Annotated in this window: 21 protein-coding genes; 6 read left to right on the top strand and 15 right to left on the bottom strand. The window is 71.0% G+C overall.

The genetic code is table 11. The features are described 5' to 3' along the window. Positions 1 to 86 precede the first annotated feature (86 nt). The 6 genes from AC1PME_RS19770 to AC1PME_RS19745 all read right to left on the bottom strand — a co-directional run bounded on the left by AC1PME_RS19770 (position 87) and on the right by AC1PME_RS19745 (position 6,885). Positions 87 to 1,229 carry an alpha/beta fold hydrolase gene (locus AC1PME_RS19770; RefSeq protein WP_307547035.1) on the bottom strand — a complete coding sequence of 381 codons (1,143 nt, stop codon included), beginning with the start codon at positions 1,227 to 1,229 and terminating at the stop codon, positions 87 to 89. Positions 1,230 to 1,373: 144 nt separating this feature from the next. Continuing rightward, positions 1,374 to 2,684, bottom strand: coding sequence for an ABC transporter permease (locus AC1PME_RS19765; protein WP_481096787.1), 1,311 nt, complete (start codon positions 2,682 to 2,684; stop codon positions 1,374 to 1,376). Between the two features lie 64 nt (positions 2,685 to 2,748). Continuing rightward, positions 2,749 to 3,906, bottom strand: a complete 1,158-nt coding sequence (locus tag AC1PME_RS19760) for an ABC transporter permease (protein ID WP_481096786.1) — start codon at positions 3,904 to 3,906, stop codon at positions 2,749 to 2,751. Positions 3,907 to 3,919: 13 nt separating this feature from the next. Next, positions 3,920 to 4,609: an ABC transporter ATP-binding protein gene (locus tag AC1PME_RS19755; protein WP_048489272.1), complete on the bottom strand. Its 690-nt coding sequence runs from the start codon at positions 4,607 to 4,609 to the stop codon at positions 3,920 to 3,922. Between the two features lie 449 nt (positions 4,610 to 5,058). Then, entirely contained in the window at positions 5,059 to 5,448 is a 390-nt protein-coding gene (locus AC1PME_RS19750; protein WP_481096785.1) for a hypothetical protein, read from the bottom strand. A 189-nt stretch (positions 5,449 to 5,637) separates the two neighbouring features. Beyond that, on the bottom strand, positions 5,638 to 6,885 hold the full coding sequence (locus AC1PME_RS19745; RefSeq protein WP_481096784.1) for an efflux RND transporter periplasmic adaptor subunit: 1,248 nt from the start codon (positions 6,883 to 6,885) through the stop codon (positions 5,638 to 5,640). Positions 6,886 to 7,135: 250 nt separating this feature from the next. On the opposite strand from AC1PME_RS19745, the gene AC1PME_RS19740 reads away from it, so the two are divergent. The 5 genes from AC1PME_RS19740 (at position 7,136) to AC1PME_RS19720 (ending at position 12,572) form a co-directional block, all read left to right on the top strand. Further along, entirely contained in the window at positions 7,136 to 8,038 is a 903-nt protein-coding gene (locus AC1PME_RS19740; protein ID WP_254459501.1) for an ABC transporter ATP-binding protein, read from the top strand. Continuing rightward, a complete protein-coding gene (locus AC1PME_RS19735; RefSeq protein ID WP_481096783.1) occupies positions 8,035 to 8,823 on the top strand; it encodes an ABC transporter permease in 789 nt (262 codons plus the stop codon). The genes AC1PME_RS19740 and AC1PME_RS19735 overlap by 4 nt, the downstream gene beginning before the upstream one ends. Before the next feature lie 100 nt (positions 8,824 to 8,923). After that, on the top strand, positions 8,924 to 10,123 hold the full coding sequence (locus AC1PME_RS19730; RefSeq protein ID WP_254459499.1) for a sensor histidine kinase: 1,200 nt from the start codon (positions 8,924 to 8,926) through the stop codon (positions 10,121 to 10,123). Positions 10,124 to 10,174: 51 nt separating this feature from the next. Further along, the gene (locus AC1PME_RS19725) at positions 10,175 to 10,777 is read left to right on the top strand and encodes a response regulator transcription factor (RefSeq protein WP_254459498.1); all 603 of its coding nucleotides are present in this window, start codon (positions 10,175 to 10,177) and stop codon (positions 10,775 to 10,777) included. Between the two features lie 103 nt (positions 10,778 to 10,880). Next, positions 10,881 to 12,572, top strand: coding sequence for a diguanylate cyclase (locus AC1PME_RS19720; protein ID WP_307547019.1), 1,692 nt, complete (start codon positions 10,881 to 10,883; stop codon positions 12,570 to 12,572). A gap of 70 nt (positions 12,573 to 12,642) precedes the next feature. Here the strand turns inward: AC1PME_RS19720 and fhuE are convergent, their stop codons facing one another. The 3 genes from fhuE to AC1PME_RS19705 form a co-directional block, all read right to left on the bottom strand. Further along, positions 12,643 to 14,814, bottom strand: coding sequence for a ferric-rhodotorulic acid/ferric-coprogen receptor FhuE (gene fhuE, locus AC1PME_RS19715; protein WP_481096782.1), 2,172 nt, complete (start codon positions 14,812 to 14,814; stop codon positions 12,643 to 12,645). A 376-nt stretch (positions 14,815 to 15,190) separates the two neighbouring features. After that, entirely contained in the window at positions 15,191 to 15,757 is a 567-nt protein-coding gene (locus AC1PME_RS19710) for a cytochrome b (RefSeq protein WP_481096781.1), read from the bottom strand. Further along, positions 15,754 to 16,851, bottom strand: coding sequence for a catalase family peroxidase (locus AC1PME_RS19705; RefSeq protein WP_481096780.1), 1,098 nt, complete (start codon positions 16,849 to 16,851; stop codon positions 15,754 to 15,756). Before AC1PME_RS19705 ends, AC1PME_RS19710 begins: the two co-directional genes overlap by 4 nt. 207 nt (positions 16,852 to 17,058) lie before the next feature. Between AC1PME_RS19705 and AC1PME_RS19700 the strand changes: the two genes are divergently transcribed. Next, positions 17,059 to 18,009, top strand: a complete 951-nt coding sequence (locus tag AC1PME_RS19700) for a calcium/sodium antiporter (RefSeq protein WP_481096779.1) — start codon at positions 17,059 to 17,061, stop codon at positions 18,007 to 18,009. A 94-nt stretch (positions 18,010 to 18,103) separates the two neighbouring features. Here AC1PME_RS19700 and AC1PME_RS19695 read toward each other — a convergent pair whose 3' ends face one another. The 6 genes from AC1PME_RS19695 to AC1PME_RS19670 are packed head-to-tail and all read right to left on the bottom strand — an operon-like array spanning position 18,104 to position 24,013. Continuing rightward, positions 18,104 to 18,475, bottom strand: a complete 372-nt coding sequence (locus AC1PME_RS19695) for a Na+/H+ antiporter subunit G (protein ID WP_254459492.1) — start codon at positions 18,473 to 18,475, stop codon at positions 18,104 to 18,106. Then, positions 18,472 to 18,756 (bottom strand): K+/H+ antiporter subunit F, encoded by a 285-nt coding sequence (locus tag AC1PME_RS19690; protein WP_010341381.1) that lies wholly within the window; start codon positions 18,754 to 18,756, stop codon positions 18,472 to 18,474. Before AC1PME_RS19690 ends, AC1PME_RS19695 begins: the two co-directional genes overlap by 4 nt. Next, positions 18,753 to 19,256: a Na+/H+ antiporter subunit E gene (locus tag AC1PME_RS19685; RefSeq protein WP_254459491.1), complete on the bottom strand. Its 504-nt coding sequence runs from the start codon at positions 19,254 to 19,256 to the stop codon at positions 18,753 to 18,755. Before AC1PME_RS19685 ends, AC1PME_RS19690 begins: the two co-directional genes overlap by 4 nt. Position 19,257: 1 nt before the next feature. After that, positions 19,258 to 20,820, bottom strand: a complete 1,563-nt coding sequence (locus AC1PME_RS19680) for a monovalent cation/H+ antiporter subunit D (RefSeq protein WP_481096778.1) — start codon at positions 20,818 to 20,820, stop codon at positions 19,258 to 19,260. Further along, positions 20,817 to 21,182, bottom strand: a complete 366-nt coding sequence (locus AC1PME_RS19675; RefSeq protein ID WP_481096777.1) for a Na+/H+ antiporter subunit C — start codon at positions 21,180 to 21,182, stop codon at positions 20,817 to 20,819. The genes AC1PME_RS19680 and AC1PME_RS19675 overlap by 4 nt, the downstream gene beginning before the upstream one ends. After that, complete coding sequence (locus AC1PME_RS19670) at positions 21,182 to 24,013, bottom strand: monovalent cation/H+ antiporter subunit A (RefSeq protein WP_481096776.1); 2,832 nt, start codon at positions 24,011 to 24,013, stop codon at positions 21,182 to 21,184. The genes AC1PME_RS19675 and AC1PME_RS19670 overlap by 1 nt, the downstream gene beginning before the upstream one ends. Positions 24,014 to 24,273 lie beyond the last annotated feature (260 nt).

Here is a 24,273-nt window from a genome sequence, read left to right as displayed (position 1 = left end):
GGTAAAAAGCAGCAGCGCAGCCCGCCGTTACGAATCCCCAATCCCGACTCCCGGCTTTCCACAGCCGAATGGCTGGTCATCCCGGCTCAGCCGCGGCTACCGCTCGCCGCCGGCCCGCCGGTCAGTTGCAGATCGGGATCCGCACGCGGTGGCAGCGGCTGCGGGCAGCGGCCGCCGTGGCTCGGCGACTGCAGGTCGGCGAACCAGTCCTCCACGGTCGGCCCCAGCAGGTCCAGCCGCATCGGCAGGCTCAGGTGGTTCTCGCCGGGCATCTCCAGGTAGTGCGCGCGCGGCGCGTCCAGCGCCAGCAGGCGGCCATGCGCCACCGGGATGTGCTGGTCGGCGCTGCCGTGCAGCAACAGCACGCAGGCCGGCGCGGCGCGCGCGGCGGCGGTGACGTCGACCTGGTCCAGGTTCAGCGCCAGGCGCTGGTTGGCGCTGGCGATCACCGCGTCCAGGTTCTGCCCGCCGTAGCGCCAGCGCGCCAGGTCCATCGCCGCGCTGGCCATCCAGCCGCGCGGGTGGCTGGCGAGCATGTGCGGGATCATGTCGCGGATGCCGCGGCCGGCGTTGGCGAAGGATTCCATCGCCACCACGCCGTCGACCTGGTCGCCGAGCTTCTGCGCGGCGAACAGCGCGGTGGCCGCGCCGTAGGACACGCCGAACAGGTACACCGGGCCCTGCACCTCGCCGCTGGCGCGCAGCGCGCGGATCACCGCGACCACGTCGTCGGACTCGCGGGTGCCGTAGCCGGCCGGGCCGCCGCCGGAGCGGCCGTGGTTGCGCAGGTCGATGCTGATGCTGCGGTAGCCTGCCTGGGCCAGGTCCAGCGACCACGGCAGCAGCGAGTCGCCGTCCATCATCCAGCCGTGCAGCAGCACCACGGTGCCGCGCGGGGCGACATGCGTGGCCGGCGCCGGGGTCGCCACCTCCATGGCGAAGTCGGCGTGCTCGCGGCCGCTGGCGTCGCGGCCGGCGTGCTCGTAGCGGTAGCGCATGTGGTAGTCGCCCGGGTCGATGGCGCGCCAGAAGATCGGGATGCCGCCCGGCACCACCACGTGGCCGCTGCGGTTGGGCAGGGTCGCCAGCAGGCTCTGGATGCGTTCCTCGTCCATCAGCGGCGACACGCCGCCCGGCGCGACCAGGCGGTCGCTGAGCGAGGTGGAGGAGCAGCCGCTCAGCCACAGGCTGGCGCAGAGGACGAGCAACAGGCGCAGGCGCGAGGACATGGACGGGGCGGCGTTGAACCAAATGGCCGCGCAGGCTAGCGCCTCGGCGGCGGCCGTTCTACCGCGTTTCGATGACGAAACGATGACGCGTCAGCGGCCATTGGGCCGGGCCGGTGGTTCCGGCCCGGCACCGTGGCGCCGGCGCTACAGCGCGCGCAGGGCGGTGGTGATCGGCAGCCGCGCCGCGCGCAGCGCCGGGAACAGGCCGCCGACCAGGCCGATGCCCAGCGCCCACTTCAGCCCGGTCCACAGCAGCGGCGGGGAGACCTTGAACTGGAACACCACCTGGCTGAAGTTGCTGCCCAGGGTGGAGACGCTGTAGCCGTTGAAGATGGCCCAGGCGATCAGCCCGCCCAGCACCCCGCCGAGCAGCGCCAGCAGCATGGTCTCCAGCATCACCGCCACCACCACCGGCAGCCCGCGGAAGCCCAGCGCGCGCATCGTGGCGATCTCGCGGGCGCGGGTGGCGACCGCGGCGTACATGGTGTTGAGCGCGCCGAACACCGCGCCGATCGCCATGATGGTGCCGATGAAGGTGCCGAGGACCTCCAGCACCTTGCTGAGGTTGCCGCCCTGCTTGCGGTAGTACTCGCGGGTGGTGAACACGTCCAGTTTCAGCCGCGGGTCGGCGTCCATCGCCGCCTTGAACTGGCGGTAGCCGTCCTGGCCCTGGGTCCGCACGCTGATCGACTGGTAGGCGCTGCGGTTGTAGGTGGTGGCCAGGGTCTGGGTGTCGGTCCACAGCTCCGAGTCGTGGGCATCGCCGCTGGCGAACACGCCGACCACGGTCCAGGCCTGGTTGCCCAGGGTCAGGGTCTGGCCGAGCTGCAGGCCGCGGAACTGCGACTGCGCGCCCTTGCCGACCACGATCTCGCGCAGGCCGGGTTTGAAGCGCCGGCCCTCCACGAGCCTGACCTTGTCGTGCACCGCCCAGCCCTGCTCGCCGACGCCGCGGAACTGCGCGTTGACGTCGCTGCCGTCGGACTTGGATTGCAGGTTCACCACCTGCGACAGTTCCGGCGAGACCAGCGGGCGATTGTCGGCGCCGCGCGCCACGCCGGCCAGGCTGGCGATCAGCGGCACCTGGTCGCGGGTGATGACCGAGTTGATCTCGGCCTGCGAGCCGCCGCGCAGGACGATGGCGGTGGTGTCGTCGCCGGTGCTGTCCAGGGTGGCCTGGAAGCCCTGGCCCATCGCCAGCATGGCCACCAGCACGCCGACCACGCCGGCGATGCCGACCACGATGACCGAACTGGCCCCCCAGCGCTGCGGCAGGCTGGCGATGCCGATGCGCGCGGCTGCCAGCGACAGCCGGCCGCTGCGGGTGACCAGCAGCAGCACGGCGATCACCGCCACCAGTGCCAGCACCAGGAACCAGGGCAGGGCGATCCACACGCCCAGGCACAGCGCGAGCGCCGCGATCGCCAGGACATTCCATAACCATTGCATCTTCATTGCGTTGTTCCTCGGGTCTGCGTCGCCGTCCGTGGCCGTGATGTTCTGGAGAGAAGCGGCGGGCTCAGCGCCCGGCCAGGGCGTCGACGATCTTCAGCCGCTGCGCGCGCAGCGCCGGCAGCAGGCCGACCACCACGCCGATGACCAGCATCAGCGCGGTGCCGATCAGCCAGGTCTGCATCGGCACCGCATGCACCGGCAGTGCGCCGCGGCTGGCGCTGGCCAGCACCGGGATCGCCGCCGACGCCAGCGCCATGCCGAGCAGGCCGCCGAGCACGATCAGCAGCACCGATTCCACGATCACCAGGGTCAGCACCGTGCGGTCCTGGAAGCCCAGGGTCTTGAGCGTGGCCAGCTCGGGGATGCGCTCGCGCACCGCCTGCGCCATGGTGTTGCCGGTCAGCAGCACCAGGGTGAAGAACACCGCGCCCATGATCGAGGTGACGATCAGGCCGATGTCGGCGAACTGCTTCACGAACGCCTGCTGGAACGCTGACTCGGTCTGCGACTTGGTCTCGTGGTCGGAGTTGGCCGACAGCGCATCGATCGCCTGCGCCACGCGCGAAGCATGCTCGGGGTTGTCCAGCCGCACCGTGTACCAGCTGACCCGGCCCTTGATGTAGTCGTTGCTCTCGTCGAAGTACTTCCAGTTCATCATCAACTGGTTCTCCGCCTGCACGTTGGCGCGGTCCTTGGCACGGAAGATCGCCTTCAGTTCCAGTGGCCAGTCGTTGCTGCCGCCGCGCGGGAAGATGGTGGCCTGCAGCGGGATCACGTCGCCGACCTTCCAGCCGTTCTTCTTCGCCAAGGCCTCGCCCACCGCGGCGCCGGTGCGGGTTTCGCGGAACGCCTTGAGCTGTTCCGGCGGCACCACGTATTCGCTGTACAGGTCGAAGAAGTTCGGCGCGACCGAGAAGTTGGGGAAGAAGTCCTTGGGGTCCTTGTAGATGCCGCCGAACCACATCGCATAGGTCACGTCGCGCACGCCGGGCACGTTGCGGATCTGCGCTTCCAGGCGCACCGGCAGGGACTGGGTGATCGACAGGCGCGAGGCCACGACCAGGCGGTTGACGCCTTCCACCGAGCCGCCGGCGGTGAACGCCACGCGCACCGAGTCGAGCAGGCCGAACAGCAGGAACGCGACGATCACCGAGAACAGGGTCAGCAGCGTCCGTGTCTTGCTGCGGAACAGTTGTGCCCAGATCAACGAGAAATACTTCATGGCATCGCCTCGCTCAGTGCGCGGCCGGCGCGTCGGCCAGCTCGCCCTTGTCCAGGTGCACGGTGTGGGTGGCGTACTCGGCGGCCTTGGGATCGTGGGTGACCATGACGATGGTCTTGCCGTGGCTGCGGTTGAGTTCCTGCAGCAGGCCCAGCACGTCCTCGGCCGAGCGCCGGTCCAGGTCGCCGGTGGGTTCGTCGCAGATCAGGAAGGTGGGGTCGGAGACGATGGCGCGGGCGATGGCTACGCGCTGCTGCTGGCCGCCGGACAGTTCGCTGGGCTTGTGATTGCGGCGGTCGGCCAGGCCGACCAGGGTCAGGGCGATTTCGGCATTGCGTTTGCGCTGGGCGGCGCCGAGCGAGGTCAGCAGCAGTGGCAGTTCGACGTTCTTCTGCGCGGTGAGCATCGGCATCAGGTTGTAGAACTGGAACACGAAGCCGACGTGGTGGCTGCGCCAGGTGGCGAGCTGGCCGCCGCTCATGCGGTCGATGCGCTGGCCTTCGATCTCGATCTCGCCGCCGCTGGGCGAGTCCAGGCCGCCGATCAGGTTGAGCAGAGTGGTCTTGCCGGAACCGGACGGGCCCATCAGGGCGACGAAGTCGCCGCGGGCGATGTCCAGGTCGATGCCGTGCAGGACCTGGACTTTCTCGGGGCCGCGCTGGTAGGTCTTGGTGACGTTGCGCAGGGTGACGAGGGTGGACATGGTGGTGTTCCTGGCGGTGGACGAGGTGGAGGCGATGTGTCGCCGATAGCGGCGAGGGGATTACCGTTGCGGTTGTGGTCCAGTTGCGGTGCAGTTGTTGCTGTTGCTGTTGCTGTTGCTTCTGCCGTTGCGGTTGTTCTTGCTTTTGATTTACCGGGTTCCCTTCCGAAGCGGCGGCCAGTGCGGGGAAAAACCCCGAAGGGGCGGCGCACATGGATGTGCGCCGTCCGCGGCAGGGGCAGGATGCCCCTTCCGCGGATCCCCGTGCTGGACGCGGACCCGGAGCGCGTAGCGCGGAGGGCGCGTAGGCAGGGTGTGCTTTCTTTTGGTTACTTTTCTTTGCACAAGCAAAGAAAAGTAACTCGCCGCAAGGCGAAAGCTTTGCTCTTGCACTTGCTGCTACCGTGGCGACCGCTGGATCGTAGGAGCGGCTTCAGCCGCGACAGGCATTACCGATCATGTGGGTCACGGCTGAAGCCGCTCCTACAGACCTTCTCGTCTGACACGCAAACTTCAAGCAACAGCAAAGGCTTTCGCCCTAACGGGCGAGTTACTTTTCTTTGCTCGCGCAAAGAAAAGTAACCAAAAGAAAGCGCGCCCTGCCTTGCGCCCTCCGCGCTGCGCGCTCCGGGTCCGCGGATGCACCGGGGATTCGCGGAAGGGGCATCCTGCCCCTGCCGCGAACGGCGCACATCCATGTGCGCCGCCCTTCGGGTTTTTCCCCGGTCCATCCGCCGCTGCGGAAGGGAACCCGGTAAATCAAAAGCAAGAACAACCGCAACTGCAAAAACAACAGCAACTACAGAAGCAACACCACCCTTCTGGAATTCGTTGCTCATGGCTACTGAACCGAGGAAGCCGCTGAAGCAGAAGCACAAACACTGGAATAACAACTGCAACTGCAACTAGAGCAAGAGCTAGAGCTAGAACAATGTGGCTACGGTGGAGCGTGGCTGGAAAAACCGACTACCAGCAAGCACGGCGTGGAAACGCTCACGCACTGCGCAGCACACCCATCGTGCGTCGCGCTACTGCGCGGCCGCCTCCGCCGTCTTCACCTGCATGCCCGCATGCAAGGTCTCCGGCGGATCCAGCACCACCGTGTCGCCCGCAGCCAGGCCGGACAGCACCTGGCGGTCGTCGCCCAGGGCGATGCCGGTCTTCAGCGCGCGCTGCGCCACCGTGTTGTCCTCCTGCACCGCGAACGCCACGTCCTGGCCGTCGCGCTTGACGATCGCCGCGCCCGGCACCCGCACGCCCTGCGGCGTGTTCTGCGCCTGCGGCTGCGGCGCCTCCAGGAAACTGACCCGCACCCCCATCTCCGGCACGATCCGCGCGTCCTTCTGCTTCAGCGCCACCCGCACCTTCACCGTCGCCTTGCCGCGATCGGCGGAGGGGATGATCGCGATCACCTCGGCCGGGATCTTCCAGTCCGGATACGCGTTGAGCACGGCTTCCACCGGCATGCCCGGCTTGACCCGGCCGATGTAGGACTCGCCCACCTCGACCTCGATCTCCAGCGAATCCATGTCGACGATGGTGCCGATGCCGGTGCGGGTGAAACCGCCGCCGGCCGACAGCGGCGAGACGATCTCGCCCGGCTGCGCCGCCTTGGCGGTGACCACGCCGGAGAACGGCGCGCGCACGATGGTGTTGTCGACGTTGAGGTCGGAGATCGACAGCTGGTTGCCGGCCACCGCCACGTTGCGCTGCGCGTTCTGCAACTGCGCGCGCAGGGCATCGCGTTGCGCCACCGCCTGCTCGTATTGCGAACGCGAGACCAACTGCTGGCCGGCCAGCGTCTGCAGCCGCTGCGCATCGGCATCGGCCTGGCGCACCTGCGCCTGCATGTTGGCGACCAGGCTGCGCGCCGCATCCAGTTGCGAGGCCGACAGCACCCGCTGCGCGTTGGCGTCGATCGGATCCAGTGTCGCCATCACCTGGCCCTGCTCGACGCGCATGCCTTCCTCGATGCGCACTTCGCGGACCTTGCCGGTGATCTTGGCCGACACCGTGGCCATGCGTCGTGCCACCACGTAGCCGCTGGCGTCCAGCACCGAGGCGCTGCTGCTGCCGGGGGCGATCGCCACCACCGCGGCGGTGCGCACCTCCAGCGGCTTGCTGCGGCCGAACAGCAGCCAGGCGCCGGCGCCCAGGGCGAGCAGCACCCCCAGCAGCACCACGGCGATCCACAGCCCGCGCCGCGACGGCGGCTCGCTCGGCGGCGCCTTGCGGTCGATACGGAGTTCCTTGAGCAGGTCGGAGGAAGTACTCATCGTGTCCTTGAACGAAACGGTCGGCGCGCTGCAGTGTGCGAGTGCCCGGTCGCGGTGGGCATGGCCGGAAGTCACGTTCTGCGATGCGCTGTAGCGGGAGAACGCCGCCCCTCGGCGTGGACCGCAGCATGCGGCAATCGCGCGGGGGCTGCCAGTGACAGATGTCATCCGCTGCAGTTGACGCGCCGCACTGGGCGCCGGCCGCGCCGCGGCGCAGCCTAGGCACTCCCCGCCACCACCGGAATGTCCCATGCACGATCACGATGCGTTGCCGCTGGCGCAGCTCAGCGGCGTCCACAAGCGCTACGGCGCGCTGGTCGCGCTCGACGGCGTCGACCTGCAGTTGCGCCGCGGCCAGGTGCTGGCGCTGCTGGGCGCCAACGGCGCCGGCAAGAGCACCGCGGTGGGCCTGCTGCTCGGGCTGCAGACGCCCGACGCCGGCAGCGCGCGCCTGTGCGGGCAGGATCCGCGGTCGCTGGCGGCGCGCCGCCAGGCCGGGGCGATGCTGCAGACCGCCGGGCTGCCGGAGACGCTGCGCGTGGGCGAACTGCTGCTGCAGGCGCGCGGCTACTACCCGCAGCCGCGCAGCGTCGCCGACTGCGTGGCGCTGGCCGGTCTGGACGGGTTGATGGCGCGCCGCTACGGCCAACTGTCCGGCGGCCAGCAGCGACGCGTGCAGTTCGCGATGGCGATCTGCGGGCGGCCGCGGGCGCTGTTCCTGGACGAGCCCAGCACCGGCCTGGACATCGAGGCGCGGCAGGGCCTGTGGCGCGGGATCCGCGAACTGGTCGCCGACGGCTGCGCGGTGCTGCTGACCACGCACTATCTGGAAGAGGCCGAGGCGCTGGCCGACCGGGTGGCGGTGCTGCAGCGCGGCACGCTGATCGCCGAGGGCGGCGTCGCCGAACTGCGCGCGCGCTTCGAGCAATGCACGATCCGCTGCCGCAGCGCGCTGCCGGCGGCGCAGGTGGCGCAGTGGCCGCAGGTGCGCCGCGCCGACAGCCGCGACGGCGTGCTGGAGGTGGTCGCCGAGCCGGCCGAGCCGGTGGTGGCGCGCCTGCTCGCCAGCGATCCGGCGCTGACGGCGCTGGAAGTCCGCCGCGCCGGCCTGGCCGATGCCTTTCTCGCCATCACCCGTGCGGAGGCCGCATGAACCCGATCGATCTTTCCGTTGCCTCGCCGGCGGCCGCCTGGTCGTTGCGCGACCAGCTCGCGCTGCTGCTGCGCGAGATCCGTTACGAGGTGCTGCGCTGGCTGCGCACGCCGTCGTTCGCCTTGCCCACGCTGCTGTTTCCGCCGCTGTTCTACCTGTTGTTCGGGGTGCTGCTCAATCATGGGCGCCACGACGCGGCGGTGTACCTGATGGCCAGCTACAGCGTGTTCGGGGTGATGGCGCCGGCGCTGTTCGGGTTCGGCGTCGGCCTGGCCCTGGACCGCGAGCGCGGCCTGCTGGCGCTCAAGCGGGCGATGCCGGTGCCGCCGCTGGCGCTGCTGCTGGCGCGGACCGCCCTGGCGATGGCGTTCGCGCTGGCGATCGGGGTGCTGCTGCAGGCGCTGGCGGCGTTGCTCGGCGGGGTCGGGCTGGCCCCGGGCCAGCGGCTCTGGCTGCTGCTGGTGGACGTGCTGGGCACGCTGCCGTTCTGCGCGATCGGGCTGGCGCTGGGCGCCTATGCCGGCGGCAGCGGTGCGCCGGCGCTGGTCAACCTGATCTACCTGCCAATGGCGTTCCTGTCCGGGCTGTGGATTCCGTTGCAACTGCTGCCGGCATGGCTGACCACGCTGGCGCCGCTGTGGCCGTCCTACCACCTCGGTCAGCTTGCGCTGCGCGTGGTCGGGCAGGGCGACGGACACGGCAGCGCCGCCGGCCATGTCGCCGCGCTGCTGGCGGTGACGGTGGTGTGCTACGCACTGGCGCAGCGGCGCCTGCGGCGCGGCTGATGGCGTACCGTGCCGATCCCGGCGCCGCCGCGCGGTTCCGCGCGCCGCCGCCTTCGCTAAGCTATGCGCCGCGGCGGCCGTGCCGCCCTGGGAGCCCGACGTGATTGCCTTGTTGCACGCCTCGCCCGACTCGCTGATCGCCCGCCGCATCGGCTGGACCTCCGCCAAGCCCAGCACCCACTGGTTCGTGTGGCTGTCGCTGGTGTGGTCGATCTGGCTGTTCGTCACCCCGCTGTACGAACCGTACTACTTCCGCAACTGGTTCCCGCCGACGCTGGCCAGCTATCTGATGTTCCTGGCCTTGTACTACGTGGCCTACTACCGCCACCGGCGCTACCTGCCGTGGTGCGTGGCCGGCATGACGGCGCTGGCGTTCGTGGTGCTGCCGTACAACCCGGGTGCGCAGTGCTACATCATCTATGCCTGCGCGTTCCTGGCGTTCTGCTTCGAGCCGGTGCGGGCGGTGGCGGCGATGCTGCTGGTGCTGGCCTCGTTCGCATTGGCCTGGACGATGCGCGGCTGGTCGCCGCTGTACATGGTCAGCGCGGTGGTGGTCGGCCTGTCGGTGGGGCTGATGAACATCAGTTTCGAGCGTCGTGTGCGCGGCGAGGCGCGGTTGCGCCTGAGCCACGAGGAAGTGCGGCGCCTGGCGGCGGTGGCCGAGCGCGAGCGCATCGGCCGCGACCTGCACGACCTGCTCGGCCATACCCTGTCGCTGGTGGCGCTGAAGTCGGACCTGGCCACGCGCCTGCTCGCCCACGACGCCGCCGCGGCGCAGCGCGAGATGGAGGAGGTGGGCCAGGTTGCGCGCGAGGCGCTGAGCCAGGTGCGGCGCGCGGTCAGCGGCATCCGCGCCGCGCAACTGGCGGCGGAGATCGCCGCGGCCAAGCTGCTGCTGGAATCGTCGGGGGTCACCTTCCGTTATCAGGTCGAGGCGTTGCCGCCGTGCCCGCAGCTGGAGACGGTGTTCGCGCTGGTGCTGCGCGAGGCCGCCACCAACATCCAGCGCCACGCGCGTGCCCGCAACGCGCAGCTGCGGCTGTGGTGCGAGCGCGGCCAGGCGCTGCTGGAGCTGCGCGACGACGGCCGCGGCGGGGCGCTGCAGCCGGGCACCGGGCTGAGCAGCATGCGCGAGCGGCTGGAGGCGGTGGGCGGCAGCCTGCGCATCGCCTCCGAGCGCGGCCTGGGCACCTGCCTGGTCGCCGCCGCGCCGCTGCCGCGGGTCGAGGCGGCGATGCCGGAGGCCGCCCCGGCGGCGCGGGTGCCCGCCCCGGCGGACCGGGACGCCGCGCTCGGCTGAGCGCGGGCGCGGGCCGGGCACTACAATGTGCCCAAAGGACCGGGGGGCGCCGTGATTCGTTTAGTGCTGGCGGAGGACCAGGCGATGGTGCGCGGGGCGCTGGGCGCACTGCTGGGCCTGGAAGCGGATCTGGACGTGGTCGCCAGCGCGGCCGACGGCGAGGCCGCCTGGCGCGCGCTGCAGGCGCATGCGCCGGACCTGCTGGTCACCGACATCGAGATGCCCGGCCTCAGCGGCCTGGAACTGGCCCAGCGCATCCAGCGCCAGCAGTTGCCGGTGCGCGTCATCATCGTCACCACCTTCGCCCGCCCCGGCTTCCTGCGGCGCGCGCTGGACGCCGGGGTCGGCGGCTACCTGCTCAAGGACGCGCCGCCGCAGCGGCTGATCGAGGCGATCCGCCAGGTGCACCGCGGCGGCCGCGCGATCGATCCGGAGCTGGCGCTGGAGGCCTGGTCCGAGGCCGACCCGCTCAACGACCGCGAGCGCCAGGTGCTGCGCCTGGCCGGCGAGGGCGCCTCGGCCGGCGACATCGCCGCGCAGTTGGGGCTGTCGTCGGGCACGGTGCGCAATTACCTGTCCGAAGCGATCGGCAAGCTGGGGGTCGGCAACCGCATCGAGGCGGCGCGGCTGGCGCGGCAGAAGGGCTGGCTGTGAACCGGCACGCCGTTCGGTCTGGAACTTGCAAGGTCTCCTGCGCTTGACTGCGCAGCGCAGTTGGTGGCGCGCACGGTCTTCTTCCCTCCCACACGTCGACGCCATGCCCTCCACCACGATCAACCGCTATGGCGTGCCGCTGGCCTTGCTGCTGCTGCTGGGCATCAGTGGCGGCGTGCTGGTGGGCAGCGAGCGCTTCCTCGCCGCCGCCACCGCGGTGCAGCGCAGCCACCAGGTCATCGCCGAGATCAACGGCCTGCAGCTCAACCTCGCCGATTGCGATGCCTCCCTGCGCGGCGTTCTGCTGCTGGACAGCCGCGAGCACCTGGCCGACTTCCAGGCCTGCCAGCGCGCGCTGCCGCCGCGGCTGCAGCACCTGGCCGCGCTGCTGCAGGGCAATCCCGCCCAGCAGCGGCGGCTGCAGGAGGTCCAGGTCCAGATCCAGACGCGCATGCGCGACAGCGCGCGCGCGGTGGCCCGCTTCCAGGGCAAGGGGGCGGGCACGCTCACGCCGGACCCCGAGCGCGCGCGCCGCGGCCGCGAGATGTCGCAGGCGATCCGGCGCAACACCGACACCATGGTGCGCAGCGAGCGCGCGGCGCTGGCCAGCAGCGCCCGCGCCACCGCCGCCAACGCCGACCTGCTGCGCAGGCTGGCCGTGGTCGGCATCCCCGCGGTCTGCGCGCTGACCCTGTGCCTGTACCTGCTGCTGCGCCGGGAGATCGGCCGCCGCAGCCAGGCCGAGCAGCGCGGCCACCAGGCCAATGCGCTGCTGGTGGGCACGGTGCAGCAGATGCAGCGCACCGAGCAGGACCTGCGCACGCTCAACCGTTGCAGCCGCGGACTGCAGAGCTGCGTGCAGCAGGACGAGGCGGTGGAGGTCGCGCGGCAGGCGCTGGAACGCTTGCTCGGCGATGCCGGCTGCAGCGTGTACTGCACCGACGCGGCCGGCGAACAGGCGGTCTGCGTGGCGCACTGGGGCGAGGAGGCGGTGTGCGTGCCGTCGCTGTCGCTGAGCGGCTGCGAAGGCCTGCGCCGCCGCGTCACCCAGGTGCAGCGGCCCGGCGAGGCGCCGGCCTGCGCGCATGCCGCCGGCGCGGCGCGGCACGGCACCTGCGTGCCGATGCTGGTGCAGGACGAGCCGTTGGGCCTGATCCACCTCTCCAGTCGCGACCCGACCGTGCTCGAACGCCTGCACCTGGTCGAGGTGGTGGCCGAACAGCTGGCGATGGCGCTGCACAACCTGCAGTTGCGCCAGCGCCTGCGCACGCAGTCGATCCGCGATCCGTTGACCGGGCTGTACAACCGCCGCTACCTGGAGGAATCGCTGCTGCGCGAACTGGCGCGTTGCGAGCGCCGCGACCAGCCGCTGGCGCTGATGATGCTGGACCTGGACCACTTCAAGATGCTCAACGACCGCTTCGGCCATGCCGCCGGCGATGCCTTGCTGACGGCGTTCGGGCAGTCGCTGGCCGGACTGGTGCGGCCGGAAGACATCGCCTGCCGCTACGGCGGCGAGGAGTTCACGGTGATCCTGCCTGGCGCCGCCGCCGACGTGGCGCGGCGCCGCGCCGAACAGATCCGCGCCGCGGTGGCGGCGCTGCAGGTGCAGCACCAGGGGCAGGCGCTGCCGGCGGTGACCGTGTCGATCGGCGTGGCCGCCTATCCGGACCACGGCCGCAGCACCGAGGACCTGTTGCGCTGCGCCGATGCGGCGCTGTACCGCGGCAAGCGCGGCGGCCGCAACCGGGTCGCCGCCGCCGGCGACGTGCCGCTGCGCGTGGCCGGGGCCTAGGCCGGGTCATCTCCGTCGTCGCGCATGCCGCGCCGCGCTCGCGGCATGCGCCCGGGCGCGGAGCGCCTGCTCAGAACGACCAGCTGAAGCTCAGCGTGCCGTTGCGCGGCTCGCCCCAGGCGCCGTAGCCGTAGATCTGCGCGTAGTAGCGCTTGTCCAGCAGGTTGTTGAGGTTGAGCTGCACCGAGAACGCCGGCGACAGGCGGTAGCGGGCGAAGGCGCTGACCAGCGCGTAGCCGCTCTGCTCGAAGCGGCCGTAGGTGGCATCGACATAGTAGATGCGGTTCTGCCAGTTGACGCCGCCGCCGAAGGTCAGCTCGCTGAGGCTGCGCGGGGTGTAGCTGCTGTAGAGCTTGAGCGTGGTCTGCGGCAGCTGGCTGTTGATGTCCGCGCCGGCGGCGTCCTTGGCCACGTAGCGCGAGGCGCCGAAGGTGGCGTTCCAGCCCGGCGCCAGCTCGCCGTTGAGCTCGAACTCCACGCCGCGGCTGACCGTACCTTGCGCGGCGACGTAGGCGGTCTCGGTGGTGCCCTGCACGAAGCCGGCGGTGGCCTGGGCGACGTTGTCCTGGTCGATGCGGAACACCGACAGCGCGGCGTTGAGGCGGTCGTCGAACCAGGCGCCCTTGACCCCGGCCTCGTAGCTCTTGCCGATCACCGGGTCCAGGTAGGCGCCGCTGGCGGTGCGCGCGGTCTGCGGCTGGAAGATGTCGGTGTAGCTGGCGTAGACCGACCAGACGTCGTCGAGCGTGTACACCAGGCCGGCATAGGGCGTGGTCTTCTCCTGGTGCAGCACGTAGCCCACCCCGCTCTCGCTGCCGTCCACCTTCCAGTCGGTGTAGCGCGCGCCCACGATCAGCTTCAGCGGATCGGCCAGCGACAGCCGCAGCGCCGCATAGCCGGCCTTCTGGGTGACGGTGCCGCGGCTGAACTCGCTGATCGGCGACCAGGCCGGCTCCGGATACGCGCCGGTCCAGTTCAGGTAGCTGGGCAGCGGCCCGGGGAAGTCGAAGGCGCCGGTGTTCACGTAGCGGCGGCGGTTGTAGCTGACGCCGGCCATCAGTTCGTGTTCGCGCCCGCCCAGCTGGAACGGGCCTTCGGCGTAGGCGTCCAGGCCGTCGACCTTGCGCCCGGTGATGTAGTAACCCGAGTACGGCACCACGCCGGCGCCGGTCTGCCGGTCGAAGCCGTAGATCGTGTAGTACGGGTAGAACAGCTTGTCGGTGACGTCGGTCTGGTCGTGGGTGGCGTTGAGCTTGAGCTGCCAGCCATTGCCGAAGGCATGCTGCAGGGTGGCGAAGGCGCGCTTGCTGGTGGTGTCCCAGAACGTCCAGTCCGCGGCCGGGTTGAACCAGCGCGGGTAGTCGGTGCGGCTGCCGTCGGCGTACCACAGCGGGAAGCCGCCCCAGGTGACCCCGCCGGAGTGCTTGTTCTGGTAGTCGTAGCCCACGCTCAGCTGCGTGTCCGGGGTCAGGTCGGCATCGATCACTGCATAGCCCAGCCACTTGCGCTGGCTGTAGCGCTGCACGTACGAATCGGTGTCCAGGTAGCTGCCGATCACCCGGGCGCGCACCGTGCCGCTGGCGTTGAGCGGGGTGGTGACGTCGACCGTGGAGCGGGTGCGGCCCCAACTGCCGGCGCTGACCGTGACGCTGCCGGTCAGCTCGGCGCTGTCGGCGTGCTTGCGGATCAGGTTGACCGAGGCCGACGGGTTGCCGGCGCCGGTCAGCAGGCCGGTGGCGCCGCGCACCACTTCCACGCGGTCGTACAGGGCCAGGTCCAGCGCCGAATCGCCGTAGCTCCAGTTCTGCACCATCGTGGTGGGGATGCCGTCGAACTGGTAGTTGTCGATGTAGAAGCCGCGTGCGTAGAACTCGAAGCGTTCGCTGTCCGAACGCGTGCTGGACACGCCGGTGGTGTTCTCCAGCACGTCGATGATGTCGTCCAGGCCCTGATCTTCGATGCGCTGGTGGCTGATGATGCTCACCGACTGCGGAATCTCCCGCGGCGCCAGCTCGAAGCGGGTGCCGGCGCTGGTCTTGCGCACGCTGTAGCCTTCGGCGCGCTCGCCCTTGACGCTGATCTTGTCGAGGGTGGTGACGTCGCGCTCGGTGTCGTCGACGCCGTCGGCCGCGGCCGTGGCCGTGGCCGCTGTCGCGGCGAACGCCGGCACGGCGGCCAGCAGGCAGGCCATGGACAGGGCCGAACGGCGCGGGAAACGGCAGGTGGGGGCAACACGGTGCATCGCGGACTCCAAGGCAGCAGGCATGGCCATCGCCGGCGCTGACGCAGCGCCGGCCGACGATCGGATGGTGAGCTGGCTTGGCGCGCAGGACCGGCAGCCGGCGTGGCGGGCTGCGGAACAACGGCGCTGGCTGGCGCGGTCGCGGCGCCGGATTCCCTGGGGAGCAGACGCTGCGCGGAAGAACGGGGACGGACGAGCGCGCCCGTCCGCCGCCCAGTGTAACGGCGGCGCGGGGCCGCGGCCATGTCGGCACCGACACAAACGCCCTGGCGCGGCGCGGCGCGGATGCGGGGCGACACCGCGCCGGCGGACGTGCGCGTGGCGGGGCCAGCGCGCGTGGCGCCCGCGCGTGCCGCGCCGACGCGTCGTTGCGGGACTACGCCTGCTCGCGGCGCGCGTCCGCCGCGGGGCCGCGTGCCATGCTCGAGAACACGCCGTCGCGGCGCACCCAGGCGTGGAACAGGGCCGCGCACAGGTGCGCCAGCACCGTGGCGAACAGCAGGTAGGCCAGCCAGCCGTGCGCGCTGCGCAGCCAGGCGTACAGCACCGGGCTGTGCGGGGCGATCGGCGGCAACTGCAGGCCGGGCCACAGCACGATCGGGTAGCCGCCGGCCGAGAGCATCGACCAGCCCAGCAGCGGCATCGCCAGCATCAGCGCGTACAGCAGCCAGTGCGAGGCGTGCGCGGCGGCCTGCTGCCAGCGCGGCAGGTCGGCCGGCAGCGGCGGCGGCCGGTGCCGCAGGCGGTTGCCCAGGCGCACCAGCACCAGCAGCAGGATCGCGATGCCCAGCGGGCGGTGCAGGTCCAGCAGCCAGGGCCGCTGCGACACCGAGGCGACCATGCCCACGCCGACGAACAGCATGGTCAGGATCATCGCCGCCATCATCCAGTGCAGCACGCGTGCGAGCAGGTTGAAGTGCGCGGAGCGGTCGTTGCGGTTCATTGCGCACCTCCGTGCGGCGTGCCGGTCGCGTCGGGGGCCTGGCCGCGGGCGATCTCGTGCTCGCGGCGGTTGAAGGACTGCGAGTACACCGCCGAGCGCGCGGCCAGGATCGGGTCGTCGGAGCCGGCGATGCCGTGCGGCAGGATCAGCGGATCGTAGTTGAGGTCGCGGCAGGGGCCGGTGGCCTGCGGTTCGGCATGTTCCAGCACCAGGGTGCCGGCGACCACCTGGCGCCGGTCCTGCGGCCACGGCTGCGACGGGTCGTCGACCGGGTCGCCGGGCGCGGCCACGGTCAGCACCAGGTCCCAGCGCAGCGGGCCGCGCGCCAGCCGCGCCTGCAGGTCCTCGCTGAGGAAATCCGCGTCGGCCTTGGCGCGCTGCTCGGCCGACAGCGGCGCGAACGGGGTCTGCGGGCGCATCGACCAGCGCACCGCATGCGTGCTGCCGTCGGCGGCGGTGAAGCGGAACGCGTTGACGCCGTTGTACTGGGTGTTGGCCCAGCTGTCCGACCACGGCGCGGTCTTGGCCCACTCCTGGAACTTCTTCGCTTCCGGGTAGCGCTGCAGGAACGCGGCCATCTTCGCCGGGTCCGGTTTGCCGGTGGCCGGGTCCGGCCGCGCGGCCAGCGTCTGCGCCATGAAGCCCTCGGGGCTGGCGACCACGAAGAACGGGAAGCTGTTCATCGCCGTGCGCCATTCCTGGCCATCGTCGCTGCGCAACTGCAGCGCCATGCTGCGCACGCGGGCGGCGCCGTCGGCACCGTGCGGGTCGCCGCCGCCGATCGACAGGCGGCCCAGCACCGGCACCGAGGCCTGCGCGAACACCCGCGCCGAGGACAGCGTGCTGCCCTGGCCGTTGCCCTCGAAATGGCCGCTGACGCACACGCCCTTGCTGTGCGCGCGGCGGAAGCCCGGATGCGGCGGACCGCCGGCTTCGATGGCGTCGGTCATGCGCTGCGCGGTCAGCCGTTGCGGGCCGCCCAGCCAGCCGGCGCTCCAGGCGAAGGCGGCGGCGAGCACGGCGGCGATCGCGGCGATGCCGGCCAGCGGCAGCCAGGGCCGCCGGCGCGGCGGCGTGGGATCGGGTCGGGACATGGGGCGGCTCCTGTGGCGGCGGCGGGAGGAACACGGTCTGGCGCGTGGCAGGCGCTAGCAGACACGTTCGGGCATGAACGCAGTGCAGTGGTGGCGGCCCGCGCGCGGCCGGCCGCCGCAGCGGGCCATGGCGGGCGGGCATCACCACGGCGGCGTCATCGGCGCTACGCATAGAATCGCCGCATTTGGCGGGCAGGGACATCGGCGATGGCAGGTGTGATCGGTTGGGTGGTGTTGGGGCTGGCGTTGCTGGCGCTGGGCGGGGACTCGATCGTGAAGGCGGCCTCCGGCCTGGCGCAGCGTTGCGGCGCCTCGCCGTTCGTGGCCGGGCTGCTGCTGGTGGCCTTCGGCACCTCGCTGCCGGAACTGGCGGTCAACGCGCGCGCCTACGCGACCGGCGCGCAGGACCTGGCGCTGGGCAACGCGGTCGGCAGCAACCTGGCCAATCTCGGCCTGACCCTGGGCCTGGCCGCGCTGGCGGCGCCGTTGCTGCTGCGCACGCGCCTGCTGCCGCCGCTGCTGGTAGTGCTGACCCTGGCGACGCTGGCGCTGATCGGCTTCGGCCTGGATGGCGCGATCTCGCGCGTCGAAGGCGTGGTGCTGCTGCTGGCCTTCGTCGGCGTGGTCGCGTTCCTGCTGCTGCGCGCGCGTCACGAGCCGGCCGCGCGCCAGCTCGGCGTGTCCGGCTACGCGGTGACCCGGACCGGGCTGGTGCTCAACCTGCTGCGCCTGCTGATCGCCATCGTGCTGTTGAACGCCGGCGCCAACCTGGTGGTGGCGCACGCGCCACGGCTGGGCGCGGCCTGGGGCCTGTCGCCGCTGCTGGTGGGCCTGCTGCCGGTGGCGATCGGCACCGCGCTGCCGGAAGCGGCCGCCGCGGTGGCCGCCGCCCGCCGTGGCCAGGGCGACATGGTGGTCGGCCACGTGCTGGGCTCGAGCCTGTTCAACCTGCTGGTGGTGATCGGCGGCATGGCGGCGCTGCGGCCGCTGCCGTTGCCTGCCTCGTTCGTGCGCCTGGAACTGCCGGCGGCGATCGCGCTGGCGGTGGTGCTGTACCCGATGCTGCGCGGGGACATGCGGTTGAGCCGCGGCGAAGGGGCGGTGCTGCTGGTGGCGTTCCTGGCGTGGGTGGGGCTGGAGCTGGCGTTGGTGGCTTGAGTGGCTGGGAGTTGGGATTCGGGATTGGGGATTCGAAAAAGCGGCTGGTCTCGGTCGTAGGAGCGGCTGAAGCCGCTCCTGCGGAAAGCTGGCGTCAGCGCTCCTCCGGCTGCTCCGGCGGCGGCAGGCCTTCCTGGTCGGCGTGGTCGCTGCCGGGCACCTGCGGGCGTTGTTCCAGCATCAGCGACAGCGCCGCCTTGGCCATCATGTGCGCGCTGATCGGCGCGGTGATGAACAGGAACGCGGTGATCAGCAGTTCGCGCGGCTGCGGGTCCTGGCCCAGGAACAGGTGGTAGCCGACCGAAGCCAGCAGCACGCAGCCCACGCCCAACGTGCTGGCCTTGGTCGGCGCGTGCAGGCGCTTGAAGAAGTCCGACAGCTTCACCAGCCCCAGCGCGCCGATCAGGATGAAGAAGCAGCCGACGATCAGCAGCAGCGACAGCCCGACCTGCAGCACGCCGATCATTCGACGATGTCCCGGCGCAGCACGTACTTGCTCAGCACCACGGTGCTGCCGAAGCCGAGCATGGCGATGATCAGCGCCGCCTCGAAGTACACCGGCGAATCCAGGTACATGCCGAACAGCATCAGTTCGGCGATCGCGGTCACCGACAGCGTGTCCAGCGCCAGGATGCGGTCGGGCACGGTCGGCCCGCGCAGCAGCCGCCATAGCGCCAGCAGCATCGCCAGCGCCACCACGTGCATGCACACGACGATCGTGGTCTCGATGAACATGTGGCTGGTCATGGGAAGATCTCCATCAATGGCGCCTCGTAGCGCGTCTTGATCTGCCGGATCACGGTCTCGGCGTCGTCCAGGTGCAGCACGTGCACCAGCAGGTACTTGCGGTCGTCCGACAGCGCCGCCGACACCGTGCCCGGGGTCAGGGTGATCATGCTGGTCAGCGCGGCGATGCCGTGGATGTTGGCGATGTCCAGCGGCACCCAGATGAAGCCGGGGTGGATCCGTTTCTCCGGCCCCAGCACCTGCAGCGCCACCACCACGTTGGAGCGCACGATGTCCCACGCCGCCACGCACAGCATCTTCGGCACCGAGCGCAGCGAGCCGATGCGCGCGAACTCGCGGTCCAGGCGCGCGGCGAACAGCGGCACCGCCACGCCCAGCACCGCGCCCAGCAGCAACTGGCCGAGACTGAAGCTGTCGCTCATCAGCAGCCAGAACGCGATGACGGTCAGGCTCAGCGGCCAGGACGGGAACAGGCGGCGCGACCAGGGACGGGCGGACATGTCAGGGCTCCCGCAGGATCGGCGCGGTGGCGCGCAGTTGGGTGGTGTAGTCGGCCGGGCGCAGCAGTTGCGCGGCGGCGGCCTCGCTGTAGCGCAGCAGCGGCCCGGCGGCCACGGTCATCGCCACGCCGTAGCCGAGCAGCAGCACGGTGGCGGCGGTTTCCAGCGGCCGCGCCGGCGCCTTGCGCGGCGCCGGGCGCGCCACCTCCACGGTGCCGTCCTCGGCCGTGTCCTGGTCGCCGGGCACGCGCCAGAACAGGCGCACGCCGCCGCGGGTCAGGCCCATGATCACCATCAGGCTGCTGAGCAGCACCGCCGCCCACACCGGTGCGGTCAGCCCGGCCGGCGTCGCGCTGAGGATCGCCACCTTGGCCAGGAAGCCGGACAGCGGCGGCAGCCCGGCCACCGAGATCGCCGCGATCAGGAACAGCACGCCGGGCACGGTCTTGCCCGGCAGCGGCGCGATGATCTCCTTGCGGTCGCTGGCGCCGCCGCGGCGGCGCCGGATCAGGTCGGCGATCAGGAACAGCGCCGCGGCGACGAAGCTGCTGTGCGCCAGGTAGTACAGCCCGGCGCCGAGCGTGCCCGGCGCGTCCAGCGCGAAGGCCACGAAAAGCGTCGCCGCCGACACGATCACCAGGTAGCCGATCAGCACCCGCAGGCGCACCGCCGCCAGCACCCCCAGCGCGGCCAGCAGCAGCGTCGCCAGGCCCAGCCACAACAGCCAGTCGCGGCCGTAGCCGTCCAGCGCCTGCGCTTGGCTGCCGAGGATCAGCGTGCTCACCCGCAGCACCGCGTACAGGCCGACCTTGGTCATGATCACGAACAGCGCCGCCACCGCCGCCGGTGCGCGCGCATAGGTCTCCGGCAGCCACAGGTACAGCGGCAGCAGCGCGGCCTTGGCGCAGAACACCAGCAGCAACAAGCCGAACGCGGCCTTGATCAGTGGCACGTTCTGCGGCGGCGCCTGCGCCACGCGCTGCGACAGCTCGGCCATGTTCAGCGAGCCGAGCAACCCGTACAGCAGGCCCAGCGCGATCAGGAACACGGTGGAGGAGGTGACGTTGAACACCACGTAGTGGAAGCCCACGCGCAGGCGCAGGCCGCGCCCGCCGCTGAGCAACAGGCCGTAGGAGGCGATCAGCATCACCTCGAAGAACACGAACAGGTTGAACACGTCGCCGGTCAGGAACGCGCCGTTGAGGCCGACCAGCTGGAACTGGAACAGCGCATGGAAATGCGGCGCACGCCGGTCCCAGCCGGCGCAGGCGTGCAGCAGGCAGGCGCCGGCGAGCAGGGTGGTGGTGGCCAGCATCCACGCCGACAGGCGGTCGGCCATCAGCACGATGCCCAGCCGCGAGGGCCAGTCTCCGAGCAGGTAGACGTGGACCTGGCCGTCGTTCACCTGCACGCACAGCGCCAGCACCACCGCGGCCAGCACCGCCATCGCCGTCCAGGCCACCGCGCGGCGCACCTGGCGGCCGTAGCGGCGGTGCTCGACGAACAGCGACAGCGCCGCACCGAGCAGCGGGATCAGGATCGGCAGGATCAGCAGATGGGTCATGGCGCCTCGCCTTCGCCGTCGCCCGGGTCCGGGCGCGCATCGACGTGGTCGCTGTGGTTGTCGCCGCGGCTGCGCATCGCTAGCACGATGCTCACCGCGGTCATCGCGAAGGCGATCACGATCGCGGTCAGCACCAGCGCCTGCGGCAGCGGGTCGGCGTGCTCGGCCAGGGTCGGGGCGATGCCGTCGCGCAGCACCGGCGCCTTGCCCTGCACCAGCCGGCCGCCGGCGAAGATCAGCAGGTTGGTGGCGTAGGACAGCACGGTCATGCCCAGGATCACGTCGAAGCTGCGCGCGCGCAGCAGCAGGTACACGCCCACCGCGGTCAGCACCCCGATCGCGCTCGCCACTGCCAGTTCCATCAGGGCATCTCCCCGGTGATGGCCGAACGCCGCGTCGGGTCGATCTGCCCGCGCTGCGAGTCGCGGGTGCGCGAGGGCTTGATCGTGCCCATCATCGACAGGGTCAGCATGGTGCCGCCGAACACCACCAGGTACACGCCGGTATCGAAGCCCAGCGCGCTGGCCAGCGGCACGCTGCCGATCAGCGGCAGTTCCAGGTCGAGATGGCCGCTGGTCAGGAACGGCACCCCGAACAGCATCGAGGCCATGCCGCCGAACGTGGCCAGCAGCAGGCCCAGGCCGATGCAGCGGATGTAGTCGAAGCCGAAGCGCGACTCCACCGAGGCCGCACCCTGGATCACGTACTGCATCAGCAGCGGCACCGCCAGCACCAGCCCGGCGATGAAGCCGCCGCCGGGCGCGTTGTGCCCGCGCAGGAACAGGAAGATCGACACGGTCAGGGTCAGCGGGAACATCAGCTGCGCCAGGTCGGCCGGCACCGGCAGCTTGATCGGCGGCCCCGGCATCACCTTCTCCGGCGCCATCCGCGCGCGCCGCAGCAGCGCGTGCACCACCAGCGCGGCGATGCCGAACACGGTGATCTCGCCGAAGGTATCGAAGCCGCGGAAGTCCACCAGGATCACGTTGACCACGTTGCGGCCGTAGGCCTCCGGCAGCGCGCGCTGCAGCAGCTCGCCGGCCATCGTCGTCGCCGGCCGGGTCATCACCGAATACGCCAGCAGCGCCATGCCGCCACCGGCGACGATCGCCAGCGTCGCATCGCGCCAGCGGCGCCAGCGCCGCGGTTCCGGCGGCGAGGCCTTGGGCAGGTAGTTCATGCCCAGCAGCATCAGCACCAGGGTGACCATTTCCACCAGCAACTGGGTCAGCGCCAGGTCCGGCGCCGACAGGAACACGAACACCAGGCTCACGCCCAGCCCGCTGCCGCCCAGCACCAGCACCGCCAGCAGCCGCTGCCGGTACAGGAACAGCGTGGACAACGCGCAACTGAGGATCAGCAGCCACAGGCCCCAGCCCAGCAGCGGCATGCCCTGCGGCGCCGGCCACTGCTGCCACAGCGGCGGCGCCTGCAGCAGCGGCGCGGCCACCACCACCACCGCGGCCAGCACCAGCCAGCGCAGGCTGCGCTGCAGGCTGCCGTTGGTGAGCGCGCGGGTGAAGCGCGTGGCCACGCCGAACAGGGTCTGCACATGCCAGTGGAACACGCGCTTGCCCAGCGACCGCCGCACTTCGGTGTACAGCGCGGTCAGCCGGCGCAGGCCGAAATACAGCGCCACGCCGCCGACCACGCCAGCGATGCTCATCGCCAGCGGCGCGTTCCAGCCATGCCAGATGGCCAGGCTGTAGTCGGGCAGGGCGTTACCGAGGATCGCGCCGGCGGCGCTGCGCAGCACCGGCGCCACGGTCAGCGCCGGCACGATGCCGACCGCCACGCACACCAGCACCAGGATCTCCACCGGAATCTTCATCCAGCGCGGCGGCTCGTGCGGCATCGTCTGCAGGTCGCGCGGGCCTTTGCCGAAGAACGTCTCGTAGACGAAGCGCAGGCTGTAGGCCACGCCGAACACGCCGGCCAGCAACGCCGAGGTGGCGGTGAAGATCCGCATCGCCGCCGGGCCGTCGGCGCCCAGCGCCTCGGCGAAGAACATCTCCTTTGACAGGAAGCCGTTGAGCAGCGGGATGCCGGCCATCGACAGCGAGGCGGTGATCGCCAGCGCGCTGGTCACCGGCATCCAGCGGCGCAGGTTGCCGAGCCGGCGCATGTCGCGGGTGTGGGTCTCGTGGTCGATGATGCCGGCGGCCATGAACAGCGAGGCCTTGAACACCGCGTGGTTGAGGATGTGGAACACCCCGGCCACCACCGCCATCGGCGTGGACAGCCCGAACAGCATGGTGATCAGGCCCAGGTGCGAGATCGTCGAATACGCCAGCAGGCCCTTGAGGTCGTGCTGGAAGATCGCGAACCAGGCGCCGGTGAGCAGGGTGATCGCACCGATGCCGCTGACCGTGTAGAAGAACAGGTCGCTGCCGGCCAGCGCCGGATGCAGCCGCGCCAGCAGGAACACGCCGGCCTTCACCATCGTCGTCGAATGCAGGTAGGCCGACACCGGGGTGGGCGCGGCCATCGCGTGCGGCAGCCAGAAATGGAACGGGAACTGCGCGCTCTTGGTGAAGATGCCGAGCAGGATCAGCCCCAGCGCCCAGGGATACAGCGCACTGGCGCGGATCGCGTCGCCGGCGGCGAGCACCGCGTCGAGTTGGTAGCTGCCGACGATGCGCCCCAGCAGCAGCACGCCGCCAAGCAGCGCCAGGCCGCCGCCGCCGGTGATCACCAGCGCCATGCGCGCGCCGTCGCGCGCATCCTGGCGGTGCGACCAGAAGCCGATCAGCAGGAACGAACTGATGCTGGTCAGCTCCCAGAACACCATCAGCAGCAACAGGTTGCCGGCGATCACCATGCCCAGCATCGCGCCCATGAACAGCAGCAGATAGGCATAGAAGCGCGCGGCGTTCTCGCGCGGACTCAGGTAGTAGTGCGCGTACATCACCACCAGCGCGCCGATCGCCAGCACCAGGCCGGCGAACATCCAGGCCAGCCCGTCCAGGCGCAGCGAGAACTGCAGGCCAATCTGCGGCAGCCAGGCGTGGTCGGCGCGGACGATGCCGCCTTCGAGCACCGTCGGCGTCAGCGCGCCCAGCACTGCCAGTCCCGCCAACGGCGCCAGCGCTGCCGCCCAGGCCAGGGTGGCGCGCGAGCGGTGGCGCAGGGCCACCACGGCCGCCGCCATCAGGAACGGCAAGGCCAGCAGGATGTCGAGGGCGGGAATCATGCAGGGAATACGAGATTCGCGAGCAGGAGCCCGAGTGTAACAGGCGCGTCACGGCGGTGGCCGGCGCGGAAACGAGAGGCGTGCACGGTCATGGCGACAGCGTAGCGGCGGGCGGGTGATGCGCTTGCGAGTGCGCGTGGGAGGGGAGATGGCGAACGTCGGCGCGGCATGGCGTGCGCCTGGCGTGTGGCGCCGACATCGCCCTGTGCGGGCGCGCGCTGGTGCGCAGATGCGCCTCGTCCTCGATGTGGACGAGGCTG

This window comes from Xanthomonas sp. NCPPB 901 (genome assembly GCF_056725085.1).
The sequence above is the reverse complement of the archived record's forward strand: the minus strand, read 5'-3'. Positions and strand labels throughout refer to the sequence as shown.